Annotated in this window: 14 protein-coding genes and 3 pseudogenes; 13 read left to right on the top strand and 4 right to left on the bottom strand. The window is 69.7% G+C overall.

Translation table 11 applies throughout. The features are described from left to right. Positions 1–63: 63 nt before the first annotated feature. The 3 genes and pseudogenes from ACZ4K2_RS35665 (at position 64) to ACZ4K2_RS35655 (ending at position 3026) form a co-directional block, all read left to right on the top strand. Positions 64–1602, top strand: coding sequence for a UvrD-helicase domain-containing protein (locus ACZ4K2_RS35665; RefSeq protein WP_467480630.1), 1539 nt, complete (start codon positions 64–66; stop codon positions 1600–1602). Between the two features lie 144 nt (positions 1603–1746). Further along, the gene (locus ACZ4K2_RS35660) at positions 1747–2004 is read left to right on the top strand and encodes a hypothetical protein (RefSeq protein WP_467770009.1); all 258 of its coding nucleotides are present in this window, start codon (positions 1747–1749) and stop codon (positions 2002–2004) included. 71 nt (positions 2005–2075) lie between these two features. Then, positions 2076–3026 (top strand): annotated as a pseudogene (locus tag ACZ4K2_RS35655) (transposase). Between the two features lie 64 nt (positions 3027–3090). On the opposite strand, the pseudogene ACZ4K2_RS35650 reads toward ACZ4K2_RS35655, so the two are convergent. Next, a pseudogene (locus ACZ4K2_RS35650) lies at positions 3091–3234 on the bottom strand (site-specific integrase); the annotation flags it as partial. Between the two features lie 1052 nt (positions 3235–4286). On the opposite strand from ACZ4K2_RS35650, the gene ACZ4K2_RS35645 reads away from it, so the two are divergent. Both ACZ4K2_RS35645 and ACZ4K2_RS35640 read left to right on the top strand, forming a co-directional pair. After that, positions 4287–5825 (top strand): hypothetical protein, encoded by a 1539-nt coding sequence (locus tag ACZ4K2_RS35645; RefSeq protein WP_467480631.1) that lies wholly within the window; start codon positions 4287–4289, stop codon positions 5823–5825. 1013 nt (positions 5826–6838) lie between these two features. Continuing rightward, positions 6839–7216, top strand: coding sequence for a P-loop NTPase family protein (locus tag ACZ4K2_RS35640; RefSeq protein ID WP_467480633.1), 378 nt, complete (start codon positions 6839–6841; stop codon positions 7214–7216). Between the two features lie 241 nt (positions 7217–7457). Here the strand turns inward: ACZ4K2_RS35640 and ACZ4K2_RS35635 are convergent, their stop codons facing one another. Continuing rightward, on the bottom strand, positions 7458–7670 hold the full coding sequence (locus tag ACZ4K2_RS35635; RefSeq protein ID WP_467480634.1) for a hypothetical protein: 213 nt from the start codon (positions 7668–7670) through the stop codon (positions 7458–7460). Between the two features lie 290 nt (positions 7671–7960). On the opposite strand from ACZ4K2_RS35635, the gene ACZ4K2_RS35630 reads away from it, so the two are divergent. The 7 genes from ACZ4K2_RS35630 to ACZ4K2_RS35600 all read left to right on the top strand — a co-directional run bounded on the left by ACZ4K2_RS35630 (position 7961) and on the right by ACZ4K2_RS35600 (position 12791). Then, on the top strand, positions 7961–8461 hold the full coding sequence (locus ACZ4K2_RS35630) for a hypothetical protein (RefSeq protein WP_467480636.1): 501 nt from the start codon (positions 7961–7963) through the stop codon (positions 8459–8461). Positions 8462–8525: 64 nt separating this feature from the next. Beyond that, positions 8526–8936: a hypothetical protein gene (locus ACZ4K2_RS35625; RefSeq protein ID WP_467480638.1), complete on the top strand. Its 411-nt coding sequence runs from the start codon at positions 8526–8528 to the stop codon at positions 8934–8936. A gap of 475 nt (positions 8937–9411) precedes the next feature. Continuing rightward, on the top strand, positions 9412–9690 hold the full coding sequence (locus ACZ4K2_RS35620; RefSeq protein ID WP_467480640.1) for a hypothetical protein: 279 nt from the start codon (positions 9412–9414) through the stop codon (positions 9688–9690). Positions 9691–10090: 400 nt separating this feature from the next. Continuing rightward, on the top strand, positions 10091–10216 hold the full coding sequence (locus ACZ4K2_RS35615) for a hypothetical protein (RefSeq protein ID WP_467480642.1): 126 nt from the start codon (positions 10091–10093) through the stop codon (positions 10214–10216). A 171-nt stretch (positions 10217–10387) separates the two neighbouring features. Beyond that, positions 10388–10990 carry an RHS repeat-associated core domain-containing protein gene (locus tag ACZ4K2_RS35610; RefSeq protein WP_467480644.1) on the top strand — a complete coding sequence of 201 codons (603 nt, stop codon included), beginning with the start codon at positions 10388–10390 and terminating at the stop codon, positions 10988–10990. Positions 10991–11835: 845 nt separating this feature from the next. Then, positions 11836–12039, top strand: a complete 204-nt coding sequence (locus ACZ4K2_RS35605) for a hypothetical protein (RefSeq protein ID WP_467770008.1) — start codon at positions 11836–11838, stop codon at positions 12037–12039. A gap of 365 nt (positions 12040–12404) precedes the next feature. Further along, positions 12405–12791 (top strand): DUF6420 family protein, encoded by a 387-nt coding sequence (locus tag ACZ4K2_RS35600; protein ID WP_467480647.1) that lies wholly within the window; start codon positions 12405–12407, stop codon positions 12789–12791. A 136-nt stretch (positions 12792–12927) separates the two neighbouring features. On the opposite strand, the gene ACZ4K2_RS35595 is transcribed toward ACZ4K2_RS35600, so the two are convergent. Next, positions 12928–13059: a hypothetical protein gene (locus ACZ4K2_RS35595; protein ID WP_467480649.1), complete on the bottom strand. Its 132-nt coding sequence runs from the start codon at positions 13057–13059 to the stop codon at positions 12928–12930. Between the two features lie 299 nt (positions 13060–13358). Between ACZ4K2_RS35595 and ACZ4K2_RS35590 the strand changes: the two genes are divergently transcribed. Further along, positions 13359–15377 (top strand): hypothetical protein, encoded by a 2019-nt coding sequence (locus tag ACZ4K2_RS35590; protein ID WP_467480651.1) that lies wholly within the window; start codon positions 13359–13361, stop codon positions 15375–15377. A 270-nt stretch (positions 15378–15647) separates the two neighbouring features. Here the strand turns inward: ACZ4K2_RS35590 and ACZ4K2_RS35585 are convergent. Beyond that, positions 15648–15767 (bottom strand): annotated as a pseudogene (locus ACZ4K2_RS35585) (IS5/IS1182 family transposase); the annotation flags it as partial.

Below are 15767 nucleotides of genomic sequence, written 5' to 3'. Positions count from 1 at the left end.
CTGCGTCTGTGTGTCACCTTGCGATTGCGCTATGAAGTAGCACCCGCTGTTTTGAGGAGCATCATGCCCGCACCCACCGCCGAGCAGAGCGGCGCCGTCGATGCCTTCCGGCGCGGGGATCACCTGGTCCTGCAGGCTGGCGCCGGAACCGGCAAGACGACCACTTTGTCGATGATCGCGGCCAGTACGGGCAAGCGGGGCCGCTATATCGCCTTCAACAAGGCCATCGCCACGGAGGCCTCTCGTAAGTTTCCCGGCAACGTGCTGTGCAAGACGATGCACGCGCTGGCGTATGCCGCGGTCGGTCACCGTTTCAGGAACCGGCTGGATGCGCCGCGCGTGCCGGGCTGGAAGACCGGCGCGGCTCTGGGTATCGGTATCAACATGCGTGTGCGGATCGGCGAGCGCAACGTCACGAACAAGGCTCTGTCCCATACCGTGCTACGGACTGTCACCCGCTTTTGCCAGTCTGCGGATCTGGCCATCCAGCGCTATCACGTCCCGCGTCTGCGCGGTATCGAGGCAGAGCATCTCCACGCCCAGCTCGTCGATCTCGTCCTGCCGTATGCGGACCGGGCATGGAAGGACCTGCAGAACCCGGAGGAAGGTGTCGTGCGGTTCGACCACGACCACTACCTTAAGCACTGGGCCCTCACCCAGCCGCGGATCGACGCGGACTTTTTGCTCCTGGACGAGGCCCAGGACACCAACCCCGTGGTCGAGAAGGTCTTCAACGACCAGCGGGGCAACGCCCAGTTGGTGATGGTCGGGGACTCCGCGCAGGCGATCTACGGCTGGCGCGGCGCGCGGGACGTGATGAGGAGCTTCGAGGGCACCGAGCGCGCGCTGTCGCAGTCGTTCCGTTTCGGCCCCGCGCTTGCTGAGGAGGCCAACCGGTGGCTGGGCATCGTGGATGCTCCGATCCGCTTGGCCGGCACGGCCGCGATCAACACCCGGCTGGAGCGCGTCGAGCATCCGGATGCGATCCTGTGCCGCTCCAACGTCGGGGCGATGCTCGAAGTCATGCGCCTGCTCGACGAGGGCCGCCGCGTCGCCCTGGTTGGCGGTGGGGAGTCCCTGCGGGCCCTCGCGAGAGCCGCCCGCGACCTGAAGGCCGGCAGACGCAGCACCCACCCTGAACTGATCCTTTTTGACTCCTGGGGCGAACTCCAGGAGTACGCCGAGTACGACCCTTCGGGACGGGATCTGCTGCCGCTGGTCGATCTCGTCGACGAACACGGGGTCGACGTCATCCTGGGCGCGGTGGACAAGCTTGCCGTCGAGCAGGGTGCCGAGATCGTCGTCTCCACCGCGCACAAGGCCAAGGGCCGTGAATGGGCCTCCGTCCGTATCGGCGAGGACTTCGCCGAACCCGTGGACCAGGAAGCCACCGATGAGAACGGGGACCCGCTGCCCGGCGACATCGACGAAGCCGAGGCCCGCCTCGCCTACGTCGCCGTGACCCGCGCCCGCCACCAGCTCGACCTCGGTGGCCTGTCCTGGATCAACCAGCGCCCCGACGGCCGTCTCGGTGGCAAGCGCCCGCCCCAGGGCCCCGGATCACCGTCGCCCTGGGATCTGCTGGGCCCCTCACCGAACTGACAACCTTCCCCGTCGTGTATGGCCGGCCATTGAGCCGTTTTTAACCTGACGGATGGTTGGACCGGCGGCCCCGGCGGTCGGCATGAAGAAAGCTCCTGTAGACGGGTTCACGACCAAGATCACCAGTCCGCCAGGAGCTTCCACGTGCTTGTCTACCCGTCCGGTGTCGATCCGTCCAGCCGCGCCCTGCAACACCTCTCCCGCCTCTCGCGGGTCACCGTCGTCGGATCGGCTCCCGATGGCGTCGCCTGGCTTGCGGCCGACAGGTCCTGCTCGTCGTTCCACAGGCTGCCCGGCCCCGACCTGTGGTGGTGGCGGCGACACCCGCGCATCCTCACCGGAGACCTCGGGCGTTCCCTTCGCTCGGCCGGCGCCATCGGCACCGACCCTGACGCAGCATGACCCTCAGCCTCATGGGCTTACGGGACAACCTTTACGAGCTCGTGCACGGTAGGCGGTGAGACGTCGGAGCCGTGATCATTGATCATGGGTGTGTGGTGGGGAACGCGACTCGAGCAGCGATCGTCAGCGACCGGAGGATCACGGGCCTGTCGGCCGAGGTGATCGCACAACTCGTCGCTGAAATCGGTCCCTCATGGCACGAGCGGCACCATGCCAGGCTTGCCTCCCGGCCGCGGAAGCGGGCCGTGGGAGCCGGTGCGAAGCACCGGCTCGTGTTCATCGACCGGCTCCTGGCCACGCTCGTCCATCTCCGCCACGGAGTCACTCATGACGTACTGGCCTGCTGGTTCGGTGTGGACCGCTCCACGATCACCCGCGCCGTCGGTGAGGTGCGGCCCCTGCTCGCCGAGCGCGGCTGCACTGTCAGTTCCGGTGTGCGGCTGTGGAGTCTGGCCGAGGTTGTCGACCACCTCGGCAGCAGTGGGGCGACCGGGATCGTCGACGGCACTGAGATACGGGTCCGGCGGCCGGCCGCCGGACGCAAGGACCGGGACAAGTTCATCTCCGGCAAGAGCAGGCAGAACGCCGTGAAGAGCATGGTCATTACGGACGAGGACGGCCGCGTGCTGTTCTGCAGTCCGACCCGGCCCGGCAGCTGTGCGGACATCACCCACGCCCGCCAGTCAGGCCTGGTCAAGCTCCTGGCCGACGGGCCGGCGGTCGAGATTCTCGCCGATGCCGGTTATCAGGGTCTGGGCGCGCAGACCGGCGGGCGCGTGATCACACCGCCACATCGCAAGTTCAAGAAGAACGCTCCGGAGTGGTACGAGGAGATGCATTAGCGGCAGCGCAAGGCGCATTCCTCACGACGCATCCGGGTCGAGCACGGCATCGCCCACCTGAAGAAGTGGCGGGCACTCGCCCGTCACCTCGGCCGCCGCGAGCACATGAGCGACATCGTCCAGGCCGTCGCTGGTCTGCTGTCCCATCAGCAGACCGCGGACCTGACCGCGGCACGGTAGATGTGAGCCTCAAGCCCCGCTGCGGTCCACGACGTCTCACCGCCTACCGTGCACGAGCTCGCTAAGAGAGCACCGCCGCGCGCCGCAAGATGCAGGTGTTCACCGCGGGAGTATCCCAGAGGAGTTCGAGGGCCTCGCCGATCTCGTCGTCCGCGACCGAGGCCAGCGCCCGGAACTCGCCGAACCGCTCGGCGGCCTTCGCCCCGCCGCGCGTGTGCTTTCCGGTCATGCGGCATCGTCCTGTGGCGGCGCGGCGCGGCGCGGCGCGCAGAGCGGCGCTCCTCGTGCTCGTGGGGCCGGTGGGTGGCCGGGGTACGGCGATGCGCTCGTAGGGGCGCCACAGGTCTGGGACGTCGCGGCCACGGTCCCAGTTCGGGGCGCCGGCGAGGGCGACGATCCGGTGCCAGGGGATGTGCAGGGCGCGATGCTGCCAGCTGGGCATCTTGCTCGCCAAGACCAAGCTGGACCGCCTGCGCTTGATCACGCAGCGGCTCATCCGCACTTCGGTGGAGGCCAGTCTCGACACGGACGCTCCCTGTGCCCAGGCTGCCAGCCACGCCGCCATGCCGCAGCCCACTTCACGCACGCCTACCAGCTCGGGAAGCAGGGCAGCACCCGGGCTTCAGTCGCCACGGCTCTTCAGGCCGCTCACCGTGAGCTGGATGCAGTGCCTGCGATCAAACCGCCGTCATAGGCCGCGCGCGCTGCACGCGGGGCCCCGGAAGGCTCTACGTGCCGCTCGCCTCAAGACTCCGCGATGAGCGACCTGTGTCCTGGGCTGCCCGACATGTACCTCACGTCAATCAGGTACGCACAGGAAGCGGACCTGCTGTCGGCGCGCGCCATCGCTCGGGCCCCGCGGCCGCGGGGCCCGAGGCACGATGCGCAGGGTGCCGGCGAGCGGCTGGACACGGCCGTTGAGGAGCCGGTCACCAGGCGGCCAGACGTGGCAGCGCCGCTGGGGGCTTTGCGGGGGCGCCTGGGGAGGGCGGAGGGGGGTTCACTGCGGTCCACGCCGACTGGGGACGGCTGGATGCGTCGCTGGACGATCACCGGCATGCGATGGACGGAACCAGACGTACTGTCTACTCGCAGCGTCCGTGGAGGTGTACGCATCACGTACGAGTCCACGTCTGAGTGTGCGGGTCGGGCGGCGGACGGCTGCTGGCAAGCACCCCCGGCTCATCTGCCGATGTTCCCCTTAGCGACCGCTCGGTCAAAGCTGCGACTAATGTCCGTGCCCCATGCCAGGCTGTCGGCGTGATCATGCAGCCCCCTCGCGACGTGGCCGACTTCGCCTTCAGCCCGGCCGACGCCCTCGACATACCCGTCGTCGTACGCGACTTCAGCTCGCTGCGGCGGCCCTCCGAACCTCTGTGGAGGGGTGCTACCCAGCCGTGGCCGGGGGTGGCCGACATGCCTCCGTACGGGACCTACTTGGCGACCACGACCTGGCGGCAGGTCCTCCTCGCGGCCAAGGAGGTCGGACGCGATTTGACGCCGTGGCTACGCCGCACCCCCTGGCTCGCCGTCAACGAGCTCATCTCCCGTACCGCCCCCCTTCAGGCCTACCTCCAACTCAAAAACGTGTCCGCGCCCGCGCCTGCGGCCGGCCGCCGGCTCTTCGTGAACGCCCTCTACCAGTACGGCAGTGAGCGCAGCGCCCACTCCGCCTTCGGTTACCACTTGGGCATGACGATGGCGCACTGGCTCTGCGCCGGGATGGCTGGCCTGGCAAAAACCTGGCATCTCGAAGCCCAAGGTCCGGGCGGTCTGCCCGCCTTCACCGATCCGACTGCCAAGCTTCCCGATTTGTGGGGCAACCACCACGCCGCCGGCCTGCCCTGGCTGATCGAGGCGAAGGCAGCCCGTGCACTCGGAGCCAGCGTGCTGACGAACGGGAAGATCCAGCTGGACGGTGGCAGCGCCCTCATGCCCGGCATGGCACACCGGCAGGTCCTCTGCGGCACGTCGCTGCCCGGCAACAAGCCCGGCAAGTGGGAGCAGGACCACCTGTTCCTGGTCCTGCACACGGCCCACCCCCACGGCGGACCGCGGACCGGCGCCTCCCCGGTCGGCAGCCCGCAAGGCTACGCGGAGGATCACGTCGCCGATGACCCCGAAGCCCTGATGGCCGTCACCCGGCAGCAGCTCCTGATGTACCAGGCCTTGGCCTTCGGGGCCGTGGAGCAGCGGCGAGTCGTTCCGATGCGCCGCGACCGTTCGGAACGCGGGCGTCACCGCACCGGTTCCCTGACGCTGCTGGAACACGACGAATTCACCACCGGCCTGCGTCATCGGCTGCGCGCACAGCAGGTAGACAACGAGGGAAGCCTGGCGTCGCACACGGACGCCACCGCGTTCATCGCCGCCCGCATCCCCGGCACCGGCATCCACCTCGGTCTCTCCCGCCGCCTCTACGCGGCGTGTGCGGCCCTGCACCTCCAGCAGACCGACATGCCCGACACCGTGGCATTCGCCGACAGCCCCCGCCTAAACGACCCCGGCTTCGGTCAGGACCAGGACGACGACGAGGCCCGCGAGCAGTACGCGCGTCGGGCTCGTCAAGCCCACTACGAGCAGGAGCAGCGGTATCGGACGCGCGTTCGTGAGGCGGTGAGCACGGCCTTCCGGCTGGCCGAAGAACACCCGGAGGACAGCTGGCTCACAGGGCCACTTCCTCCCGTACGCGTGGACGACCCCGACAAACCCCTGCTCCTGGAAGGCGCCACGGCAGAGAGTTACCTGGCCCTCGAGCCGACCGACCCTGTCCTCTCCATGGTGGGCCGCACCCCCTGATGTGCGAGCGGGTGGGCCGCGCGTGGCAGTTGCAACCGACACAGGCAGCCCGCTGAACGACTTCACGGGCGCCGTCGTGCCGCGGGCGGCCACCGCGGTGGGGCGATCGGCGCAGTGGCGAATGCACGGTGTGGGGCAGGCGCCGATGCCGCCGCTCGACAACCCCAAGTTCGCACTGGCACTCGCAAGCGTCCGCCCTCGCCCAGAGCGACGTCATCCTCAACGTCGCGGTCAACGTACGGATGCCGGTCACAGCAACGGCGAGGACGGCTGCGCGGGGGCGACGGCAGCCGCGGTCCGTCCGGCCACGGCTGGGAAAATCGGATGCGGACCACATTCCTTGTAGCAAAGCGGATGGTCACGGCGTGATCCTCTTGTGCGGATCACGCGGCGCGTACAGCCGGGCCTTCGGCCCGCGCCCCGGGACCCCGGCAGCCGGAAGCCAGGTTGCGTTCAAGGATGTCCGACGCCCACACCGTCGGAGGGGATCGCAGACGTCTGAGACTTGCGCGAGCGATTTCGTCATGCCCTCCCTTCCCGGACGGCCGACGCGTGTGGGGCACCGGCCGATCGAGGACGTGAGATGTCATGACCGACCGCTGCACCCGGCAGTTCGACCGCGCCGTGCGCGAGTACCAGCGCACCCACCCCGGAACCGTTGCCCGCGCAGCGCCCCGCGCCGCCAGTTGTCTGTTTGGGTCATCCCGGCCCCTCCGCGGCGATTTCCTCGCCCCCGGCCCGCCCCCGGCGACCGCCGGGGGCGGGCCGCCCGGCCGCGTCCGCGCCCGCCCGCCGTTCGGCCCCACGGCCCGTGACACCTCGGCCGCGTCCGCGGGCCGGGCCGGGCTGCGTCGGCCTATCGTGCGCCGGCCGCGGCTCCGGCCGCCCTGCGGGCCCGTGCCACCGCGTCCTGCCGCCCGCCCCGGGTGGGCGCACCGCCGTCGGCTCCGGCCGAACTCACCCGCGACCGACTGCCCGACGACGCCGTCCGGGCCCTCGTCGCGGCTACCGGCATGCCCCCCGCACAGGCCCGGGCCCTCACCACCGCCCCGGCCCCCGTCCCCAGCGGCACGGCTCCAGCCGCCGCCTACGAGACTCTCCGGCCCACCTCCCGGGAGGTCCTGAACAGCAAGGCGATCCGGCCGGGCGGGCGGGGCAAATCCCGCACGAGTTTCACGCTTGCCCTGGCCTTGGCCGTTCGTGACGAGCGAGTCCGCCTGATCGACACCGACCCGCCCCGCAGCCTCGACGGCTGGACGGAGCCGGCCGGCCGCCCTGTGCTCGTCGACCTGCCATGGCCGGTTGAGGGCAGCGCACCGCCTGCGGACCCCGACCTCGTCGACAAACTCCTGGAGGAGCTCGGTACCGCGCCCACCGCCCAGGCCGAGTAGTCCGCGACGCCCCCGGTCAGCGCGGAGCAGGGGACGCCGTGGGCGGCGTGCCGGGGGTGTCGGTGGGCGGCCGCGGCGTCGTCCTGACGCCGTGGCCAGCGGAACGGCGCGAGGAGAGCGCGCGGCCGACCGGTGTTCCGGGTCCGGGCCGGTCGGCTGCTTCTCCCAGGGGTCGTGACCGGTCGGCTGCTCGTCGTTTGAGGAGGGTGGCGGGCGGCCGTTGCGTTCGGCCCGGGAGTTTCTATGTGCGGCCGGGGCTTGGGGGAAGGTGGGGCTGGTGGGCGGCGGACTGCTCCTGGCCGTGGTCGTGGGTGACCGGTTGCGTGGGATGCGGGGCGGGGTAGTCGGCGGCCCGCTGCCTGTGTTGTTCCTGTACTCGCGCGATGCGCCGTCCGAGGTCGTCGAGAACCGCTCCCTGCACCACCTCCGCCACCTCGATGACCCCAGCGCTCACCGGGTTGTGTTCACCCGGAGTCCCCGGACGCTCCTGGCCGCCCCTCATCCCGGCGAACCCGTCCGTGAAGGACGTGCCGGTGGCAGCCTCGAACCTCCTGCGGATTGCGGGGCCCGGGTCGTTCGGAGGTACAGGTGGCATCGGGGCGAGGGATCTCACCAGGAAGGGAAGGCCGGGAAGGGTGTTGAGCACGCGTTGGTCGAACTCAGTCCAACCGCAGCGCAACGCCGGTGGCGTCCTGGTCGTTCACGCCAACCTCCTGCACGACCCCGGTACTCACCAGACGCTCCTTGCGCGGGTCGGCACGGCCGACAGCTTCATCGTGGCCGTCCGTTGACCCAGTCCAGGGAGGCAACGCCAACTCGTACGAGTACTGCTCGGGCGACGGCGTCAACTGTACCGACCACACCGGCGAGTACGGCAGCAACAAGTGGCGCTGCGGGGCCTTCGTAGACTATCCACACGAGTCGCACAAGAAGCCTGGGCGCATCAATGTCCATGCCGACCTCAAATGCAAGAAGAAGGTGCCCAGCTTTTCCATCCACGTCACGCTCTACCGGTCCCGCTGGTACGGCTGGGAGAAGATGGACACGGGCTACTCGTCCGGCAACAGCGCATTCAAGGGCCGTGCGGTGGCCAACTGGGCGCCGCGCGGAACCTGCTACTACTACAAGGCCGTCGGCAACTTCATGATCGCGAGTGGCCCGCGTGGGACAGGTCATCGCATTTACAGCACCGTTTACAACTGGGACAGGCACTACCTGACCGGACGGGACGAGATGTGCGTGTGACCCATGGTCAGCGGGCGCTCTGCCTCCTGCACCGGCACGGCGAGCCCCCTACGGGCTGACCGCGTTGGGTATCGAACCGGGCTGGCTGGAGGAAGCGGACGCGAAGGCCACGGCGGCCCTGTCCGGCTTGGTCCTCCCCGCTTCCTGGCAGGGCGCGGACCCGGCACTGCGACGGCAGCTCGTCGCCGCGTGCCGGCCGGTCCCGACGGCGGGCCTCTGGCATGTAACGGACGATCGCCCGGCCGTCGACGAGGACCGCGCCATGCACGACTGCCTGCGCGCCCTGTCCGACGAGTGGCCGAGCGCGGATCTCCTTCCCGCAGAGGAGACCGACCGCCTGCCGGGGCTTACCGCTCTGGCCCGGCTGACCGCCCTGGTCTGCCGGATGCCGTCGGAGGTGTGGCTGGACGCCGAGGAGGACCTCCTCGACATCTACGACACCTACACGGTGGGCGCACTGCCCGACGACTTCTGAGCCGTCGCGTCAGTCGAGAGGACCTGCAGTCCGGCTGCTTATGTCCGACCGCTCCCACCCGCACTGCGGGCGGGGGCGGTCGGCGTAAACGAAACTGTTCCTGTGCGGCGCATGGTGGCCGCTCGCCGTCGGGGATCTTCGCATCGATCGTGGTTTGCTGCACGTCGGGGCGGACGGGAGTACCGCCGAGGTGGTGGGTGAGGGTGGATAACCTCAGCCGTCTGCTCACACGCAGAGCGACCGCTGCCGCGGCGCGCGCTCCAACACTGCCCGCTCATCACCGGCGGTGCTCAACTTCACGCCGACTAGGAAGTTGATCACCACCGGTGGCGGACGGCCAGGTGGGCGGCGTGCCGACTCGATCCGGCGCCGAGATCGCCGACGCAGCGCCCGGTGAGGTCGCCGGAAGAGCTCGGCTCCGGGCCCGCCGTCCTGGTCCCAGTTCCAGCGGGAGGCGCCAGGCACGATCCATCCGGTGGCGTTCCAGACGCGGCCGGAGTGGTGTCAGAGGTTTGTGGTGGGGGTGTTTACCCCGCCCATACTTCAGGGCTTCAGGGCAGCGTCGCCCGGCGGGCGGGTTAGAGCACTCCTACCCGCGGGTGTGACCCGACCCGACAGGATCGGCTACACCCAGCGCGCCGCCTCCTCTCAGGACGCTGAGGAGCGCTACCTCATGGACGGCGAAGAGACCGGCAGTGAGAACGTCGAACTGCGCGTTTTCTCCATTCAGTATCAGGGCTCCGCCGGCCCCTGACAGCCGCCCGTCAGCAACGATCCCGCCCGTCACCTGGCTTCCGGTCCCGCCCAAGCGCAGGACCGGAAAGCTGCCGTGTTCCAGCGGTGTCAGGCACCCGAGCACCACAGCATCCGGCCTCCGCCCCAGTAGCTCAAGTGGATCTCCGAGCCGGACTTGCCCCGGGCGACAGCATTCGGACCTGTCAGCTCCCCCTCTTCAGGGCCCGCTTCCCGAGGCTTCCCACGCGTGCGTGGGGCCTGCCGCGACCGGTGGCGGACCGACGAGGTCGTGCCCTGGGCCGCGTCCTGAGTCTCCCTCCGAGTCCCGTCCTGGGTTGCGGCCCGGGTCGCATCCTGAGTCGCGTTGCCGAGTTCGAACGGGGCCTTGAGCGTGCGCTCTGACCTGCCCCGCCGCGCATGTGCTGGGCTGCAGGAGTGCTTGGGGCAACCCCGCCAACACCGTCAGCGAGCGCACCTCGGGCTACGGCCTGATCGCCATCGCGGACGAGGCCTCCCACGAGGTCCGCACCACCAAGCGCTGCTGACACCGCGTCATCCGCACGGCCGAGTCCTGGACGCCGTTCACCCAGCTCGCCGCCTACACCCAGTCCGGCGCCACCACCCAGCGAACCTATGCCGGCACAGACAACATCCAGCGCCTAACCCGCGACGCGATCACCTTCACCAACGCCGCGGTCGGCATCACCGGCCAGAGCGTGACGGGGACGGCCACCGGTTTCGTCCGCGAACCCTCGGGCACGCTGGTGGCCATGAGGGCCGGCGGGAGCAGCCAGTACTACCTGACTGATGCCCAGAACTCCGTCATCGGCCTGGTCGACACCACCGGCAAGCGCACCGCCACCTACACCTACGGCCCCTATGGCGAGGCGCGCGCCAACACCGGCGCCCAGCAGCCCTTCCGCTATATCAGCGCCTACCTCGACCCCTCCGGGCTGTACAAGGTGAGCGCCCGCTACTACGACCCCAACCTCGGCCGCTTCACCCAGCCCGACCCCAGCGGCGAGGAACAGAATGCCTACCTGTACGCCGAGGGCGCCCCCGTCAATAGCAGCGATCCCACCGGACTGTTCAGTTGGGACGTCGCCCTGGGTTCGGGAGTCGTTGGTGCACTTGCACTGGCTGCAGGTACGGCTCTCGGCGGACCGGTCCTCGGGGGAGCCATGGGAGGCTGTGCTGGCGCCGCTGTGGGCGAGGCAATCTCAGGGGGATCCGGCGGCGACGTCGCCAAGGCATGTGTTGTCGGCGGATTCTTCGGCGTAATCGGCGGAGCCCTTACTGCAGCAGTGTCTGGTCCGTAATCGCGCAACGGAGGAAGCGTATATGCACCCATTGCATGCTAAAACGAGAATCGTGGTCGCCACGGCGGCTCTGGTGGGATGCGCGGCTGCAATGCCTCTCTTCATCTACTGGCGACCGTCCGAAATTGCACTCTGGATCCTGGTGGGTACTGCGATAGTTGCTCTGCTGGCTATCCTCCGAGGAGCCGTAGAGCTAGGAAGAGACGTCTCCTCTCGGTAAACAAGGGAAAGTTCCTTGTCCGCGCAGCTTTCTGGTTGCAGGCCGGGCTCATAACGAGCGCTTTGTCCTCGGTATTTGCAGGAGTGCCGGGACGATGTGCCTTGTGTGCGGACCAGTACCGCCACGTATCCCACGCGCCGGTGAAGCGGACCGAACAGGCAGCCGACGGTGCGCAAGAACGTGCAGTCCCTCATCGATCTGTCCCACATTGCCTCCCCAAACGATCGGCCAGCAAGGCCGGCACCGCACGCCGTAGACGGTTCTCCCGCCCGCCCACCCCCGCCCTCAGTGATCAAGAGGCGAAGGGGTAACGGTCGACTATGACGACATGGTGGAGGCGGATCGATGCTGCGCCGGCATTGGTAGTGGTAGTGAGCGTTATCACGACGCTCGTGAGCGACCGGTCGTGGGGGTGGGACTTCGCAGCCCAATGTCTGATCTACGCGGTGCTCTACACATTGTTGGGATCTGTGGTGGCACGATCGCGGCGTCGGTCCGAGGAACGGGATGCGCAGCACATGCGAAAAGTTCAGGAGATGCGGCGCGGCCGACGTTGACGGTGGTCCGCTGCCGCCTGGGCTGGTCCAACGTCGGTGACAGGCGGAAGTTCGTCGCGGGCAAAGTGGTGAACCTCTACAACATCGGCAGCCAGGTGGCGGACGGAGACTATCGCGGAGCACTCTCCACCTCCGTGGGCTTCGCGTCGGAGCTGGCCTTCAACGCGGGTTGCGACTACCTGACCGGTGGCACGGCCGCGCCGGTGTGCGCCGTTGCCGCGAATGTCGTCGGAAACAAGGCCTCGCAAGCGTTCGACGAGGCCATCACGTGACCATGCAGACTGAGGCAATCGGAGGATAAATGATACCGAAGCATGAGGTACTGGGCGTCATTTTCCCTGGCGGAGGCCCTTTCAGGAACACGACGTTCACCATCGTGATCCTTGCATTGATCGTAGTCGCCTTCATTATCTGGGCGTTGCGCACCAGGGGTGGTAAGTAGACGGAAAAACAATGGCCGGCCATCGGATCCACGGCGGCTGCCTCCGGGCGGCCGCACCTTCCGGCAGGGGGCGAGCGGTGCCCCGTTCGGGGCCACCGTACTGGCGGCGCCACCTCCCTGCCCAGCGTCGGCACCAGTCTGACCTACGGCTCGCAGAGGCACCGTCTCCGTGGAAGTCCCGTCCTCAGTGCACTGGTGACGACCACCGGCCGCGGTGAACCCGCGCATGAGGAAAGGCCCACGGCAACGGCGCAATCGTTCCGAGCCACAGCACCACCTACGTTCCGGTCCCGGCTGCCAAGAGGTGGCCGGGACCGGAACGCGCAGATACAGCAGGGGCGCTGCCTGCACGCCAGGTGCTGCCACCACGCCGCCGACACTGAGGCGGTACTGCGCTCCTTCATTCCGCGGATCGGCAACATTAAGCTCACCTCCTTCGTGCGCACGGCCCTCGCCAGTGAACTCGGCGGCAACCACCACGTCCACCTGCTCCGGAAGGACACCGAGGTGCTGGCCTGCCCCGTGGGTGCAGGACCGGAACGTGCTTGGCACGCGCAGAACGCCGACCGAGAGGGCGGGTAGGCGCGTCACCCGCCCCGTAGGGCGGTCCACGGGGCGCAGACCTACCGGCAGGACGCGCACGCGGACCGCTGATGCCGCCGACGGCCGGTTCGCGCGGGGGCCGTTCCAGGCGGGTGCCGGGCGGGGGCCACGGCGGTCAGAGGTGGACCTGGTCGAGCAGCCAGGCCAGGGTGGCCCGGACGGCTCCGGACACGGCGCCCGTCAGGGCGGCGGTGGTCAGCCGTGCGCGGTCGGCGGGCGTGCGGCGGTGCGCGGGGGTACGGGGCATGGCGAACTCCGATCACAGAGGGGCCGGGGTCGGCCCGGGGAAGGAGGAGCAGCGTCCCGCACCGGCGCCCGGCTGTCGCTGAGTTGCGACGAAAGCGCCTGCCCGGCCGGGTCGGCACCTGGGACTTGGTCGCGGCGGGAGGTTCGGCCGCCGGGGTGGTGCCCGCGATTTCGTCGTCGTAGTGAGAGGTGCGGCCGCCGGTGGGCTGCCTGGGATCTGGTGGCGGGAGGTCCCTCCCGTCGCGGGCGGTATACGCAACTGCCTTGTGCCCGGCGGGGAACGGGGCATGATGGAAGGCGATGAGTGGCGAGGGAAGACGTAGCGGCTCGGTGCGCAGGCCACGTGCCGTCCGGCGCCCGTGTGTGCCGCCGGGACCGCTGCGGGAGCTGAAGGACCTGCTCTACGAGGCCTATCTGGCCGCCGACACCCCCGCCCTGGACGAGCTGACGGCCCTGATCAAAGCGGACGACGACGTCGCGGGGGCGCCCGCGCGGGACTCCGTCCATCGGATCCTGTCGGCTTCCGCTCTGCCGCCGTCGCAGGCGGACGTGGTCGCGGTCGCCACCGTGCTGGCCCGCGTGGCCCGGTGGGACCCGGGGGACATGGCCGCACGGGCGCGCGACGCGTGGATGCGGGCACGGGCGGCTCGCCCACTGGGTGCCCCCGTCCGTGAACTCGACGACCCGCTGGCCCTGGAGGTGCACGCCGCGATCCAGGTGGCCGCGGACCCGGGTGCAGAGCAGGCATCCGCGTCTGTGCTGCCGACGTATGTCGCGCGCCCGCACGACACCCGGCTGGCCGAGGCCGTCGCCCGCGCCGCTGGCGGACGCAGCGCGTTGGCGGTCATGGTCGGAGCGTCCGCTACCGGCAAGACCCGGGCCTGCTGGGAGGCGCTGCGAGCACTGCCGGCCGACTGGCGGCTGTGGCACCCCGTGGACCATCCGCGGCCCGCCGCCCTCCTTCGGGACGTCGGACGGCTCGGGCCGCGGACCGTGGTCTGGATCAACGAGACCGACCTGTACCTCCTGCCGCGAGAGGGCGGCGAGGCCGTCGCCGGTGCCCTGCACAAGGTGCTCCACGACCCGTCCATGGCCCCCGTCCTGGTCCTGGGCACCGTGTGGCCCGAGCACTGGCAGGCCCTGTGCGCCCACGTCGCCCCAGACCGGCCCGACCCGCATGCCGAGGCACGCCGGCTGCTGACGGGACACGGAATCGAGGTTCCCGACGCGTTCACCGAGGACGACATGACCCGCCTGGAGGCCGCCGCCCACGGCGACGCACGGCTCACCCAGGCCCTGGCCGGTGCCTCGGAGCGGCGCATCACCCAGTACCTCGCGGGAGTGCCGGTACTAATGGAGCGCTACCGTATGGCGCCCGCGCCAGCACGGGCCCTCGTCCACGCCGCCGTCGAGCTGCGCTCCCTTGGGCTGGGCCCCGCCCTGCCCGAACGGCTGCTGACGGCCACCGCACCCGCCTACCTCAGCGACGCCCAGTGGGACGAGGCCCACGAGCAGGGGCCGCACGCGTGGCCGGGCGCCTTCCTGGACCAGCTCACCCGACCGGCGCGGGGAGTCCCGGGCCCACTGTCCGTCGTACATCCGCGCAGTGGGCGGACCGCGTCCGGCGAAGCGCGGTACCTGCTGGCGGACCACCTGTGGCAGCTCGCCGGCGACCTGAGGCAGCCGTTCGAAGACGGGCCCCGCAGCTTCGTGTGCGCGGTGCTGGAGCACGCCTGTCCCGAGGAGCTGGCCATCATGGCCTGCTGTACGACCGGCCAGGCCGCCCACGCCCTCGCGCGCTACCGCCACGAGCCGTCGGCGGAGCGGGCGGTCGCCTGGACGACCGCCCGCTTCGGCCGGACCTGCGGGCGGCTGTTGATCGCGCTGTGGGGCCATCAGCTGCGGCGCAGCGGCTCCGTCTGGGAGGCACTGTGCTGGGTGGAGGTGCTGTCCGAGGCGGACCACGAGCCGGACGCCCTGCTCGACGCGTTCGACACGGCCCGGTGCACCGGGCACCTGGACCAGGTGCTGGAGTGGATCGACGACGCCCTCGCCTCCGGCAACCCCATGGGCCGGCGGTACGCGGAGGCCGGTGCGCGGCAACTGCTGTACGCACAACGCCACAGTGACGCGGTGGCCTACTACCTGCGGGCCGGGACCGGTCTCGCCGTGCCGTTCCACCTGTGGTGGCTGGCAGGTGTGCTCACCCGGGAAGGGAACGCCGACACGGCGTACGATCTGCTGCGGCCGCATCTCGACGCCGGGGATCCGGGCGCGCGGCGGGTCGCCGAGCTGCTCGGCCTGCCCCGGCCCGGCTGAGTCCGGGGGAGCCGCCAACGTCGACGGCGGCAGCGGCGCGACGGCTGACGGCGTGCAGGTCCACCTGTGGGACCCAACGTGAAAGCCTCACTCAGCGCACCCGTATCGCAGAACTCCGCGGCAAGATCCGAGACCTCGAACAGGATTTCCCCGATTCCCCGAAGGCTCACACCAGCCTGAAGCAGCAAGTACGACAGCTCACCCAGGACAAACCAGCGCCTCCAAGAGCGTCTGGCCGCGCCCGCCAGCCTGCGGTCTTTAGACCGTGTCCTATGTGGTGAGGCGGACAAGGCGGTTGTAGCAGCAGAGGGCGGCGGCGAGTCCGAGAAAGGCCAGGTAGTTGCGGGGATCGCGCTCGTAGCGGGGGCTGAGTCTGCGGTAGCCGGAGAG

Source organism: Streptomyces sp. NPDC025833, from assembly GCF_055558055.1.
The sequence above is the reverse complement of the archived record's forward strand: the minus strand, read 5'-3'. Positions and strand labels throughout refer to the sequence as shown.